The sequence below is a fragment of the Streptomyces sp. NPDC101237 genome, from assembly GCF_044767465.1.
Lineage (GTDB): Bacteria > Actinomycetota > Actinomycetes > Streptomycetales > Streptomycetaceae > Streptomyces > Streptomyces gramineus.
Genome location: NZ_JBIWNY010000001.1, coordinates 206,151 through 219,518 on the forward strand (window position 1 = coordinate 206,151; position 13,368 = coordinate 219,518).

General features: G+C 73.7%; 9 protein-coding genes, 2 tRNA genes and 1 pseudogene. 6 read left to right on the forward strand and 6 right to left on the reverse strand.

What is annotated here, in order from left to right; all coding sequences use genetic code 11:
- Nucleotides 1-142 precede the first annotated feature (142 nt).
- A complete protein-coding gene (locus ACIRQ9_RS00980; RefSeq protein WP_404165769.1) occupies nt 143-1,015 on the reverse strand; it encodes a DUF2797 domain-containing protein in 873 nt (290 codons plus the stop codon).
- Between the two features lie 134 nt (nt 1,016-1,149).
- Between ACIRQ9_RS00980 and ACIRQ9_RS00985 the strand changes: the two are divergent.
- The 3 genes and pseudogenes from ACIRQ9_RS00985 to ACIRQ9_RS00995 all read left to right on the forward strand — a co-directional run bounded on the left by ACIRQ9_RS00985 (nt 1,150) and on the right by ACIRQ9_RS00995 (nt 4,592).
- Nucleotides 1,150-1,579 (forward strand): annotated as a pseudogene (locus tag ACIRQ9_RS00985) (MarR family transcriptional regulator).
- Between the two features lie 83 nt (nt 1,580-1,662).
- A complete protein-coding gene (locus ACIRQ9_RS00990) occupies nt 1,663-2,184 on the forward strand; it encodes a hypothetical protein (protein WP_404165771.1) in 522 nt (173 codons plus the stop codon).
- 104 nt (nt 2,185-2,288) lie between these two features.
- Complete coding sequence (locus tag ACIRQ9_RS00995) at nt 2,289-4,592, forward strand: hypothetical protein (RefSeq protein ID WP_404165773.1); 2,304 nt, start codon at nt 2,289-2,291, stop codon at nt 4,590-4,592.
- A gap of 318 nt (nt 4,593-4,910) precedes the next feature.
- Here ACIRQ9_RS00995 and ACIRQ9_RS01000 read toward each other — a convergent pair whose 3' ends face one another.
- Nucleotides 4,911-5,132: a hypothetical protein gene (locus ACIRQ9_RS01000; protein ID WP_351316272.1), complete on the reverse strand. Its 222-nt coding sequence runs from the start codon at nt 5,130-5,132 to the stop codon at nt 4,911-4,913.
- 131 nt (nt 5,133-5,263) lie between these two features.
- Nucleotides 5,264-6,154: a GNAT family N-acetyltransferase gene (locus ACIRQ9_RS01005; protein ID WP_404165775.1), complete on the reverse strand. Its 891-nt coding sequence runs from the start codon at nt 6,152-6,154 to the stop codon at nt 5,264-5,266.
- Between the two features lie 101 nt (nt 6,155-6,255).
- On the opposite strand from ACIRQ9_RS01005, the gene ACIRQ9_RS01010 reads away from it, so the two are divergent.
- Nucleotides 6,256-6,330 carry a 50S ribosomal protein bL37 gene (locus ACIRQ9_RS01010; RefSeq protein ID WP_404166385.1) on the forward strand — a complete coding sequence of 25 codons (75 nt, stop codon included), beginning with the start codon at nt 6,256-6,258 and terminating at the stop codon, nt 6,328-6,330.
- A gap of 98 nt (nt 6,331-6,428) precedes the next feature.
- On the opposite strand, the gene ACIRQ9_RS01015 is transcribed toward ACIRQ9_RS01010, so the two are convergent.
- Together ACIRQ9_RS01015 and ACIRQ9_RS01020 are read right to left on the reverse strand one after the other, a co-directional pair.
- Nucleotides 6,429-6,501, reverse strand: a tRNA-Arg gene (locus ACIRQ9_RS01015).
- A 195-nt stretch (nt 6,502-6,696) separates the two neighbouring features.
- A tRNA-Ser gene (locus ACIRQ9_RS01020) sits at nt 6,697-6,787 on the reverse strand.
- A gap of 166 nt (nt 6,788-6,953) precedes the next feature.
- Here ACIRQ9_RS01020 and ACIRQ9_RS01025 point away from each other — a divergent pair.
- Nucleotides 6,954-7,370 (forward strand): SSI family serine proteinase inhibitor, encoded by a 417-nt coding sequence (locus ACIRQ9_RS01025; RefSeq protein WP_404165777.1) that lies wholly within the window; start codon nt 6,954-6,956, stop codon nt 7,368-7,370.
- A gap of 253 nt (nt 7,371-7,623) precedes the next feature.
- The gene (locus ACIRQ9_RS01030; RefSeq protein WP_404165779.1) at nt 7,624-11,580 is read left to right on the forward strand and encodes a PAS domain-containing protein; all 3,957 of its coding nucleotides are present in this window, start codon (nt 7,624-7,626) and stop codon (nt 11,578-11,580) included.
- 51 nt (nt 11,581-11,631) lie between these two features.
- Here ACIRQ9_RS01030 and ACIRQ9_RS01035 read toward each other — a convergent pair whose 3' ends face one another.
- Nucleotides 11,632-13,308 (reverse strand): long-chain fatty acid--CoA ligase, encoded by a 1,677-nt coding sequence (locus tag ACIRQ9_RS01035; protein WP_404165781.1) that lies wholly within the window; start codon nt 13,306-13,308, stop codon nt 11,632-11,634.
- Between the last annotated feature and the right edge of the window lie 60 nt (nt 13,309-13,368).

Consider the following 13,368-nt stretch of genomic DNA (forward strand, 5'->3'; position numbering starts at 1 on the left):
ACGGGCCGGCGAGGCCTCGGTGAACCGCTGATGAGAGCGTAACTCCGCGGAAGGCCGGGCGCCCGCCGGGGACTTGCCGGGCGGCTCCGGGCCGTCCCTGCCGGGTCCGTCCCGGGGATTCCTCCCGGACGTCCGGCGCGGCTCAGAACAGCCCCTCCTGAGGGGCCGTGAACTCCCGTACGGGTACGTCGATCTCGCCCTCCCGCCCGGCCCGCGCGGCGGTCAGCTCCCATCCGGGCAGCAAGCGCGTGTCGAGGACGACGACCCCGCGCCGGGTGGCGAGATGCAGGTCCGGCCCGGCGGCCGCGACGAGTTCACCGCTCACCGCACCGCCCGGGGTCAGCTCGACCACCTCGCCGACGGCGGCGGGCACCCCGTCGAGCCCGAAGGCCCGGACGTGGTCGACGACTTGGCAGGGTTCGGGCACCAGGGCCTCCGGCCACTGCCCGAGCGCCAGGGCCCGCGCGTGCAGCGCGACGATCTCGGCGGCCCGCTCGGGGGCGCTCCCCGGCAGGGCGGCCCGTACGACGCGCTTGGCGCCGTACGGGATCCGGTCGGGCACCCGGAGCGCGGCCCGCAGCAGTTCCTCGGCCCGCCGCGCGGCCATCAGCGGCCCGGCGCCCAGCCAGCTGAAGCAGACGGCGCCCTGTTCCAGCAGCCGGGCCGGACCGCGCTCCACGGCGGTGATCCCGACCTTGGCCATCCCGGGCCCGAACCACGCCAGATACACGTGGTAGGGCCGGGGGTCGTCCGCGATGCCGTCGGCGGCCACCGAGTGCACCCGGTCCAGCCGTGCGCACTCCTCGCAGCGCCCGCCGGTACTGCGCCCGGACACCGTGGCGCGGACCGCGCAGGCGTGCCCCCGCGCCCCCACGCACTCCCGGACACCCGCGCCGGCCGCCCTGAAGGCGACGCGGCTGCCCGGCCCGAGCGCGCTGCGCCGCCCGCCGCTCCACACCAGCACGGGCCCGCCGTCCGGCCACCGCAGCCCCGAGCATTTCCACACCTGTGCCATCACTCGCGAGCGTAGACGTCGGGACTGACAACGGGGGGAGCACGGATGGGGCAGCGGCCCGGCAGGGGTAATCGGGAACGACCACGCACGGCAAGCCGCGACCGCCCGCGGACCCCGCCCGCGCCCTGTCCGCGATGGACCACCTCACCGCGGCGCACCTGCTCGGCCAGCAGGAGCCCGCCCGGCGGCTCGGGGCCGGCGTCACGGACCTCACCCGCTTCGGCTTCGTCCTGGAGGCCGGCGAGGACGAGGACCTGCTGACCGCGGGGACCTCGCCGCCCGCGCCCATGTGACGACGGGCGCGGTGACGGGCGTCCTCGACCGCCTGGAGCACGCGGGCCACATGACCGGCGCCCGGACCCCGACGACCGCCGCCGGGTCCGGGTGGCCGCGGTCCCGGACGCGGTCAGCCGGGTCGGCGCGGTGCACGCCGGTCACTACCGGGGTCTCGCCGACCTGTTCGCCGACTACAGCGCCGACGAACTGGCCGTCCTCACCGACTGGTTCACCCGCGCGACGCGTCTGGCCCACGAGTCCCTGGAAGGGCTGTCCTCCCCCGGGTAGAGGGGCCGCATCCACCCGTTTTCCACCCCGCTTCCACCCATGGGCCGAAGAGCCGGACGGGGCCGGAACCGGATAGTCGGGGCATGACGCTTTCGGACTGGATCATCGATGTCGCCCTCATCCTCGTGGTCGTCAGGCAGCTGCGGGAGGAGAGGCTGACGACCTTCCGGCTGCTGCTGCCGCTGGGCCTGGTCACCTGGGTGGCGACGAGCTACCTGCACGACATCCCGACGGCGGGCAACGACCTCGTCCTCACAGGGACGTTCGCCGGCATCGGCGTCGCCTGCGGCGTGGCCGGCGGCCTGCTCACCCGGGTCCGCCTCGCGGACGAACACGTCCGGGTCAAGGCGACCCTGGGCGCGGCGGCCCTGTGGGTGCTCAGCATGGGCTTCCGGCTGGGCTTCGCGATCTGGACCTCGCACCCCTCCGGCGAGACCCGCATAGGCCGCTTCTCGGCCGACCACGACATCACCAGCGCACAGGCCTGGGTCGCCGCGCTGGTCCTCATGGCCGTCAGCGAGGTCGTCATACGGCTGGGCATCATCGTCCTGCGCGGACAGACCCTCCGGAGCCGCGAGCGCACCCGCGTCCTCACCGCCGCGTGAGCCACGCGCGCCTCCCCTGAAGCCCCGGCGCCCCGTGCGGCGTCCCGGTCCCTGCCCTGTGTTACGTTGCGCGCCTTGATCGTGAGGGTTGTGGGGGGCCTTTCATGAAGTCGGCACGTATCTCGGTGCCCACCGCCGCGGCACTGCTCCTGGGACTGACGACCGTCATCGGTCCCGGTGCCACGGGTTCGTACGCGGCACCGTCGGACGTTCCTCTGCCCCTCGCGCACTTCGCGCACCTGGTGGTGGACGCTCCGCACGGGCACCTGTTCATCAGCGGCGGGGCGGGCACCGACGGGATCCTCGTCACCGACCTCGACGGCGGACACCCGACGACGATCGGCGACGAGCCGGGCGCCACCGGCCTCGCCCTCTCCGCCGACGGCTCCTCGCTGTACGCGGCCCTCCCGGACCAGGACGCGATCTCGGTGATCAGCACGGAGAACCTGACCGAGTCGGCCCGCCGGGCCACCGGGCCGGGCACGCGTCCCGACTCGCTGGCCGTCGCCGGGGGCACCCTCTGGTTCGGTTACGGCATGGCGGGCGCCGGCGGCATCGGCTCCGTCGACGGCACCGGGGCGGTCACCCTCCGGCAGGATCCGGACGGCTGGACGGCGCCGCCGGTGCTGGCCACGACCCCCACGCCCTCGGGCGCGCTCGCGGCCGCCGCCCAGACGGGCGGCACCTCCGCCGTCGTCACGTACCGGGCCGAGGACGGCGCCCTGACCCGGCGGGCGGCCAGGCAGCTGCCGGTCCCCGACCTGAGCGACCTCGCGCTCACGGCGGACGGCACCCATCTGGCGGTCCCGACCGTCCACGGCGCGACCGCCGACCGGTACCGCACCTCGGACCTCGCGGTCGACGGACAGTTCGCGGACGGGGTGTACGGCCAGGCCGTCGCCGTGGCGGCGGACGGGACCCTGGCCGCCGGCTCCCACTCACTCGTGACGTTCCCGGAAGCGGGCGAGGGCGAGTACACCGCCTACTCCTGGGCCCGGGACCTGGACTCCGCCCCGCACGGGCTCGCCTGGGCGCCGGACGGGAGCCGGGTCTACGGCGTGGCCGTGGACGCCTCGGGGGGAACACCGACGCTCCACGTCTCCACCGACCCGGAGACGGCGCCGGTCACGCTCTACGGCAAGGCAGCCACGCCGCTCGCGCCGGGCGAGGCCTACTCGTTCGTGGTGTCCCCCGACTCGAGCCTCGCTCTCGGCGCCGGACAGTCCCTGCTCCCCGGCACGGTCCGCATCACCCGCTACGACGACGCCGACCCGGACGGCGTGCCCGTCCCCGACCCGGTCACCACCCCGGCGAGGATCCCGGTCGACTTCTTCGGCTCCTACCGCGTCGACGGCACGGCCCCGACCACCGGCGGGCTCAGCTTCCGCGTCGACTACTCCGGCGGCGGCGCCTACCGACCGGCCGCGCGTTCCTTCGACGTCCCGGTCGCCAAGTACGCGCCCGCCATGGCGCTGACCGCACCCGCCACCGCCGTCCGCGCCAAGGCGCTGACCGTCACGGGGCGGCTCACCTGGCCGCACCCGCAGGTGCGCACGGGCACGGTGCACGTCGTCAGGACCGACGCGGCGCACCCCTCCGGCTCCGCGGCGGGCACCGCGTCCGTCGCCGCCGACGGCACCTTCGCCTTCCACGACACCCCGCAGGTCGGCGGTACGGACACCTATGTCTTCACCTACGACGGCGGCACGTCCTACCTCCCGGTCACGGCGGCGGCGAAGGTCCAGGTGTCCCGGGCCACGGCCGCCCTGACCGTGGCGGCGAACGCGAAGTCGTACCGCTCCGGCACGACCGCCAAGGTCACCGCGCACCTGGGGACCACGTACAACTCCCGCACCGTGACGCTCTACGCCCAGCCCGCCGGAGCGTCCCGGACCCAGCTCAAGAGCGGCACGGTGGACGCGCACGGGAACCTCACCGCCTCGTACAAGGTCACCCGTAACACCGTCCTCAGCGCGGCCTTCACGGGCGACTACCGCTACGCCCCGCGGACGGTGACCACGACGGCGACCGTCACCCCGACGACCCGGACGCGGCTGCAGTGGCCGGTCTCGACCACCCGCATCGGTTCCACCGCCTACCAGGTGTTCTACAAGTCCGAGACCACGATGGGCTTCGACGTCCAGGTCACACCCCGTCAGTCCGGCGGCTGCACCACGGTCTCCGTCGAGCGGTACCGGTCGGGGTCCTGGCACCAGGTCGCCGCGGAGAGCTGCGTCGCCCTGTACGGCGACGGCTGGTACGACTACAGCCGCTCCCTGAAGCTCTTCACGAGCAACGACCGCTACCGCGTCCGCGCCCACTACACGCCGCCGGCCAAGGGCGCGCAGACCGGCGGCACATGGACCGCGTGGACCTACCTGACGGTCCGGCCCGGCAGCCCCAGGTAGTCGCACCGCCGCCAGACAAAGCCAAAGGCCCCGGAGGAACCCGGGGCCTTTGCTGTCGGCTGCCGGCCGCTAGGCGGCCCTGGGGGACGCCGAGGGCGTGCCCACGGCGGCCTCCTGCCCGTCCTCGGACCAGGAGCTCTCGTCATCCCCGAAGTCCGGGGCCTGGAAGGGCATGATCGCGGGAGGCGGCGAAACTACGGTGGAGCGGCGGGGTTGCCCTTCCACGGCGGAGAACAGCGACGTCGAGTCGATGAGAGGTCTGCCTTTCGTTACGGGTCCCCGCAAGGACCCGGCGTGCCGTGACCGGGCACAGCGGTCCTACAGCTTGGTCATCTTGGCGTACGGGCTCAGGATCCGCATCTGTGCCGAACCGAAGTCCACGAGGGCCGCGGTTCCGTCCTCGACACCGATGACCCGGCCGAGTCCGTACACGTCATGAGTGACCTGGTCGCCCACCGCGAAGTGCTTGGGAGCCGGTACGACCGGGGCCTTGAACGGGCTGGTGGGCAGATGGCGCTTCGGCGCCGCAGGCTTTGTCATGACTCAGTATGAGCCTACGCACGGCCCATTCCGCTGTGGTCGGCGGCACAGATCCACACTCCACACCCCGAATCATGGCCCTGACCTGGCATTTCCCACTTCCATTAGATCTGCGCATCGTGACGGCCGGGTCAGTGAGCGAGGTTCCGCTCGAACCAGTGAGGCGCGTACGGCTCCGCGCTGAACGCCTCGACCTCCACGAATCCCGCGGTCTCGTACAGCCGCCTGGCCTCCGCGCGCGTGCCGTTCGTCTCCAGCCGCAGGATCCTCGCCCCGCGGGCGGCCGCCTCCTCCGCGAGGCGCTCCAGGATGCGCCGGCCCAGGCCGAGGCCCCGCACGTCCGGGGACGTCCACATCCGCTTCACCTCGGCGATCCGCGTCTCGGGGTGCAGCATGAGCGCGCCGCACCCCAGCGGGACGCCCCGCGCGCTCGCCACCAGGATCAGTCCGTGCGGCAGGGTCATGTCCTCGTCGCTCGCGGGGAGACTCCGGGCGGGGTCGAAGCCGGTGTCGCACCGCCGTCCCAGCTCCTCGGCACAGGCACGCAGGCAGTGGCGGGCATCGGGATCACGCGGGTCCGTGATCCGGATCCGCACCTGTGAGGCGAGCAGCAGCCGCTCGACCTCCGCCATCGCGGCCACCAGGCGCCCTCGCTGACCGTCGGTCAGCGGACCGAGGACCGATTCGGCGAGCGCGTCGGACCCGCGGTCCAGCTCCGCCCGCTCCGCCACGCCGGCCTCGGTGAGGCGCACCTTCCGCACCCGTCCGTCGTCCGGATCCTGGACCGTGGTCACCAGCCCGTCCGACTCCAGCCGCCGCAGCTGCCGGCTCAGGTACCCGGAGTCCAGCCCCAGCCGCGAACGGAGCACCCGCACCTCGGAACCGTCGGCCTCGATCTCCCACAGCAGCCGCGACAGGCCGAGCGGACGGTCCCTCGACAGAGAGGCGTCGTTCAGCGCCCCGACCCGCTGCGTGACCGCCCGGTTGAACCTGCGCACCACGTCGATCTGCTCTCGCTCCATTCTCTGACAATAGTCAGAGAAGGTGAAAGCAAGAGGCGGACATAAAGGGACGAATCTAGACTGACGGCGTCGAGAAGGCCCCAGACAGGGAGATGTGCACCATGGCAAAGCGAGGGAACAAGCGGCGGGCCCGCAGGAAGAAGAAGTCGAACCACGGCAAGCGGCCCAACGCCTGAGCCGGCTCGCCCAGACGCCCAGGGCGATACCGCACCCGAGGCGATCGCACACCCGAAACGCGAGAGGCCCCGGATCTCTCCGGGGCCTCTCGCCTGTGTGCACTCGGCAGGATTCGAACCTGCAACCTTCTGATCCGTAGTCAGATGCTCTATCCGTTAAGCTACGAGTGCTTGTTTTCTTGCTTTTTTTGTCTTCGCTCCCGGCCCTTCCGGCCCGCTCGCGGCGACAGGAAGAACATTACATGACTGCCGCCGCCATGTGAAATCCGTTAGCCGCACCCCTTGTGAGCTGCGGAAACGACGTATCCGAGGCTCTGAACGACTCAGGGAGCCCGACCTGAGTGGTCGGACTCCCTGAGACAGGTGCGGAGGCGGAGGGATTTGAACCCTCGATGGGATTGAAGTCCCAAACCGCATTAGCAGTGCGGCGCCATAGACCGGACTAGGCGACGCCTCCAGCACAGCCGCCCGCGCGAGCGCGAGTGGTGCGTGCAGATGATGACACAGTCGAGCGTGCTGTCACCAATCGGCTCCCACGGTACTAGGCAGCCGGGCCGCAGGGCAAAGCCCTTCCGGTGGTCGGGGCGGCGCAACGTCCGGGCCGCCGGCGCGTTGGGCAGGGCATGTCTCACTTCGCCGTGCGGGGCGCCCTCGGAGCCGTCGCCGCCGTCCTCGGATCCCTCCCCGCCCTGCCCGCCGCCGCCGCGGGCCAGGGCGACCACCTCACCGTCACCGTGCGGCACGCCGGGGCCGGGCGGGACGGGACGTACGAGCTGTCCTGTCATCCCGGCGCCGGGACTCACCCGGACGTGGGCGCGGCCTGCGAGGCGCTCGACCGGAACACCCGCTGGGGACATGACACCTTCGCCCCGGTCGCCCCCGGCACCGCCTGCACCATGCTCTACGGCGGACCGGCCACCGCCCATGTCACCGGCACCTGGGCCGGCCGCCCGGTGGACGCCGACTACGACCGCAGCAACGGCTGCGAGATCGGCCGCTGGAACCAGATGGTGCCGCTCCTGCCCGACCTGGGCGCCTGACCCGCCGGCCGCCCCTTCGGCACGGTGGGCGCGCACGGCGAGGGCCCCGCGCCCGCGAAGGTTCCGCGAAGGCGCGGCGGAGGTGACGTGTGTCGGTCACATGTTCGCCGTCACTTCGTCGTGCGACCTCCCTCTCATCCGGGGCCGTGAGCGCAATCGGTGCCTTTAGACTCCCTCGCGTGACACGTCGCGGGCCGGTTGGCAAGATGGCCCGAGCGGTCGGCAAGGTGCGGTAACAGGGAGGAAGCGTCTCGTGAGCAGCAGGCCATCCCGAGGCGCTGCTCGCCTCGCAGCCATACTCGATGCACTGCCGGACGCGTTGGTGCTGGTCAACGCCAATGGGACCGTCGTCAACGCGAACACGATCGCTCTGGAGGCGTTCGAGGCACCGGGTACCGCGCTGGTCGGGCGAGGGCTGCTGGATCTGCTTCCGGAATTCGACTCGCGGCTGATCCCCGGGTCGATGCGGCGGCCCGACCACATGGACCCGCGCGGACGCACCAGGCCCACGCGGATGATGGCGCGCCGGACCGACGGCTCCGAGTTCCCGGTCGAGGTGACCAGCGCCAACCTGGAGAACGGGCAGCAGGCGTACGACGGTTACGGCTACGGCGCCGACGAACTGCTGATGCTCGTCGTGCGCGACCTGACCGGCACCGTGGACACCGAGGCCGAGCTGGCCCGCTCGCAGCGGCAGACCGAGATGATCCTGCGGGCCGCGAGCGAGGGTGTCGTAGGGACGGACACGGACGGGCGGATCGTCCTCGTCAATCCGGCCGCCGCCCAGATACTGGGCTACCGGGCCGGCGAACTGGGCGGCAAGGAACTGCACAACCTGGTGCTGCACGCCCGCGCGGACGGCTCGCCGTTCCCGTACGCCGAGTCGCCGCTCGCCGACACCCTGCGCTCCGGGCGCAAGCACCGGGTGCGCGGGCAGGTGCTGTGGGCCAAGGGCGACAAGAAGGTGCCGGTCGACCTGACGACCGCGCCGGTCCGCGACGGCGACCAGCTCGTCGGCGCCGTCATGACCTTCACCGACCGGCGGCCGTACGACAGCCTGGCCGAGGAGAAGGACGCCCGGGAGAGGGCGCACGCCGAGGAGCTGGAGCGGCTCTCCGAGGAGCACGCCTCCGACCTGACCGCGCTGCGCCAGAAGCACGTCACCGAGGTCGAGGAGCTGCTGGAGCGGCATGCCGAGGAGCTGGCGTCGGGCGAGGAGCGGTACGCGGCCCTCGGTGAGCGCGAGAAGGACCGTTACGAGGCCCTGTACGGGCGGCACGAGCAGCTGCTGACCCTGCTGGCGCAGTCGCTGCGGGGCCCGCTCGACGAGCTGCGCCGGGAACTGGCCGCGCTCGCCGCCGACGACGCCGGGCAGCTGTGGCCCGAGGCCAACCAGGTGCTGCACCACCTTTCGGCCGGTTACTCGCGCATCACCCAGCTCATCGACAACGTCCTCGGCTACCAGGCGCTGGACGCCGGGACCGAGGACATCAACCGCACGAAGGTGATGCTGGACGCGGTCGTCGCCGCGGGGGTGGAAGGAGCGGTGGAGCTGATCGGGCCCGGCCGGGTCCAGTTCGCCGTGCACGCGCCGCCCATCGAGGCCGAGGTGGACCCGCAGCGGCTCGCCGTCGCGCTCGCCCACCTCGTCGCGGATGTCGCGGGTGTCGACGCGACCGGCAACGCGCCGGTCTCCGCCGGCGGCTACATGGACAACACGGTGGTGGTGGCCGCGGCCCAGCGCGGTGAGGTCGTCCGTATCGAGGTGCGCGGGCCGTACCCCGGGGGCGATCCGGTGCACGAGCCGATCGTGCGGGGCATCGTGCGCGCGCACGGCGGTGTGCTGCAGACGCACGAGGTGCCCGGCATGAGCGGCAGCGCGTTCGTCCTGGAGGTGCCGATCGGCGGCGGCGCGGGTGCCGTGCCCCCGCCGGTGGGGACGGCCGTGGCCGCGATCCCGGCCGCCACCGCCGACGACGGCGGGGCCGGCGGACGGCGGCGGGCCCGGCGGTCCTCCGTGGACGCCTTCCTGGAGAGCGACGTGTCCGGCGGCGAGGCCGCCGAGGGCGAGGCCCCGGCCGGTGCGCCGACCGGGCGCCGGCGCCGGCGGGCCGCCGAGGCGGCCGACCAGGAGAGCGGACCGGCCGCGATCGAGAGCGCGGCGGGCCCCGACGGGGCCGAACCGGCGTCCGGGGGCACCGGGCGGCGGCGCGGGCGTGCGGCCGACGCCGCCGCGGGCGACGACGGCGGGGTCTCCGAGGGCGCCGTGGTGACGGCGGCCGAGCAGGGATCGGGTACGGCCGCGGCGGGGACGGGCCTCGGTGGCACGGTGCCGCCGCAGGGCGTGCCCGCGCCGGCGGCCGGGCGCCGTGCCCGGCGTGAGCCCGACGAGCGTCAGGCGCTGCCGCCGGCGCTGCCCGCGGCCACCGCGCAGCAGGACGACGACGAGCAGCCGAGCGGACGCAGGCGGCGTGCGCTGGCCGCGGCGGCGGAGCGGGCCGAGCAGCAGCAGGCGGGCCCGCGCCCGGTCTTCGCGCTGCCGCCCGCCGCGGCCGACCGTGCCCCCGAACCGGCCGCGGTGGCCGCCGAGGAGGGCCGGCACGACGCGGTGGCGCACGACCAGGCCGAGGACCACACCCCGCCGCAGCCGCATCCCACCAGCGCGCCCACGGGCCGCCGCCGGCGCTCCGTGGGCCAGCCCGAGGAGGGCGCCCAGGCCGTCGTGCCGACGGTGCCGGCGCAGGCGGGCGCCCACGGTCTGCCGGTTCCGCCCGCGCAGCCCGGACCGGGCATCCCGGCCCAGGCGGGTCCGTCCGGTCAGCCGGTTCCGCAGGCGCAGCCGGGCGCGACCGCCGTACCGGTGCAGGCACCGGTACGGCCGCAGGGCCCCGCCGCGCAGGTCCCGGCTCAGCCGCTGCCCGCGCAGCCCGCCCCGGCCGGAGCCCAGCCGCTCCCCGCGGAGGCCGCCCCGGCGGCTCCCGGGCCGCGGCAGTGGCCGGACGGCGCCGAGGAGGCGCCCGCGGCCGCCACTCAACCCGCCCGCGCCGCGCAGCCGTTGCCCGCCGAGGCGACGCCCGCGCCGGTCGACCCGGACTCCACCCAGGGCCGGGCGTTCAGCGTGCGCACGCTGGGGCAGGGCGTGCCGTTCTCGCGGCAGGCCGCGCAGGTGCAGCAGCCGACCGCGACCCCGCCGCCGCACCAGCCGGGCGGCAACGGCCGGCGCCGCAAGCTGGGCACGCGCGACGAGCAGCAGCCCGAACTGGGCGCCCGGCCGCATCCGCAGGCCGAACAGGCGGCGTCCCAGCCGCTGCCGCAGCCGTCGACGGCCGGGCAGTCCCGGCTCGTGGGGGCCACCGAGGGCGCCGGACGGTCGTACGCCATAGGCGCTCCGGACGTGAACGCCGCCGAGGGCCCGGAGCCGCTGGACGGTCCGGGCGGCGCGGTCGAGGTCGCGGATCCGCCGCGTCCGCAGCCGCTGGACGACGAACTGCCCCCGGAGCCGCTGGACAACCCGCGCCGGCTGCTGGTGTGGCCCGCGCCGGACGTCACCACCCAGCAGGCGCTGAGCGACCGCGGCTACCGGCCGGTGATCGTGCACTCCCGCGAGGAGGTCGACGCGCAGATCGCCGCGTTCCCGGCGGCGCTGTTCGTCGACCCGCTGACCGGGCCGATCACCCGGACCGCGCTGCAGTCGCTGCGGCAGGCGGCGGTGGCGGCCGAGGTCCCGGTGATGGTCACGGCCGGACTGGGCCAGGCGACACGCGAGGCGGCGTACGGCGCCGATCCCGCCGTGCTGCTGAAGGCGCTCGCGCCGCGGGACACCGAACAGCATCCGCCGCGGGTGCTGCTCATCGAGGAGCACGCGGAGATCGCGCTCGCGCTGACCGCGACGCTGGAGCGGCGCGGGATGCAGGTCGCGCGGGCGGCCAGTGACGCGGACGCGGTGGCGCTGGCCGGTCAGCTGCGGCCGAACCTGGTGGTGATGGACCTGATGCAGGTGCACCGCGGCCAGGCCGGCATCATCGACTGGCTCCGGGCGAACGGGCAGCTCAACCGGACGCCGCTGGTCGTCTACACGGCGGCCGTCGACGAGGCCGACCTGCCCCGGCTGGCGTCCGGAGAGACGGTGCTGTTCCTCGCGGAGCGGTCCACGAGCAACGAGGTGCAGGACCGGATCGTGGACCTGCTGGCCCGGATCGGCACGAACTAGGGCCGCCGGGGCGGGCCGACGACGATTCTCCGCCGTCGGCCCGGCGGCCGGTCAGAGGCTGGTCACGTCCAGGTCGCCCTCGGCGTACCGCCTGCGCAGCACCTTCTTGTCGAACTTGCCGACGCTGGTCTTGGGCACCGCCGTCACCATCGTCCAGCGCTCCGGCAGCTGCCACTTGGCGATCTTGCCCTCCTCGGCGAGGAAGACGCGCAGGGCCTCGAAGGTGGCCGTGGAGCCCTCCCGCAGCACGACCGTCGCCAGCGGGCGCTCGCCCCACTTGTCGTCCGGTACGGCCACCACCGCGGCCTCGGCGACGTCCGGGTGGGACATCAGCGCGTTCTCCAGCTCCACCGAGGAGATCCACTCGCCGCCGGACTTGATGACGTCCTTCGCGCGGTCGGTGAGGGTGAGGAAGCCGTCGGGGGAGATGGTGCCGACGTCACCGGTCTTCAGCCAGCCGTCCTCGCTGAACTTGTCGGCGGGGCGCAGCGGTTCGGCCTCGGGGCCGTTGTAGTAGGCGCCCGCGATCCAGGGGCCGCGGACCTCCAGTTCGCCGGCCGACTCGCCGTCCCAGGGGAGGCGTTCGCCGCCGGGGCCGGTCAGCCGGGCCTGGACACCGGCCGGGAAGCGGCCCTGGGTGAGGCGGTAGGTGAACTCCTCGTCGGTGCCGACGGCGTGGGCCGGCGGGCGGGAGACCGTGCCGAGCGGGGAGGTCTCGGTCATGCCCCAGGCGTGGCAGACCCGCATGCCCAGCTCGTCGAACGCGGCCATGAGGGAGGGCGGACAGGCCGAGCCGCCGATGGTGACCTGGGTGAGCGAGGCGACGTCGCGGGGCCGGGCGGTGAGTTCGCCGAGCAGCCCCTGCCAGATGGTGGGGACCGCGGCCGCGTGCGTGGGCCGCTCGCTCTCGATCATCTCGGCGAGCGGGGCGGGCTGCAGGAAGCGGTCCGGCATGAGGAGGTTGACGCCGGTCATGAAGGTGGCGTGCGGCAGGCCCCAGGCGTTGACGTGGAACTGGGGCACCACGACCAGCGAGGTGTCCTGGTCGGTCAGGCCCATCGACTGGGTCATGTTGACCTGCATGGAGTGCAGGTAGATCGAACGGTGGCTGTACACCACGCCCTTGGGGTCGCCGGTGGTGCCGGAGGTGTAGCACATGGCGGCGGCCCGGCGTTCGTCCAGCTCGGGCCAGTCGTATGTGGTCGGCTTGTCGGCGATCAGGTCCTCGTACTCGTGGACGGGCACGGTCGCGCCGTCCAGCAGGGACCGGTCGCCGGGTCCGGCCACCACGATGTGCCGCAGCGGCTGGAGGTGCGGGAGCAGCGGGGCGAGCAGCGGCAGCAGCGAACCGTTGACGATCACGACCCGGTCGGCCGCGTGGTTCACGATCCAGGCCAGTTGTTCGGCGGGCAGCCGCAGGTTGAGCGTGTGCAGGACCGCGCCCATGGAGGGGATCGCGAAGTACGCCTCGGTGTGCTCCGCGTTGTTCCACATGAGGGTGGCCACGCGGTCGTCGTCCCGGACTCCGAGGTCGTCGCGGAGGGCGTGGGCCAGCTGCGCGGAGCGGGCGCCGATCTCGGCGAAGCTGCGGCGGTGCGGCTCGGCCTCGCCCGTCCAGGTGGTCACCCGTGATGCGCCGTGGACCCGTGACCCGTGCGTCAGGATCGTGGAGATCAGCAGCGGTACGTCCTGCATGGTGCTCAGCACGGCGTCCTCCCGGGGCAACATTGCCTACTCGGCGGTAAAGGGGCTGCGCTGATTCTGCTCACATACCAGTCGGTATGTCAC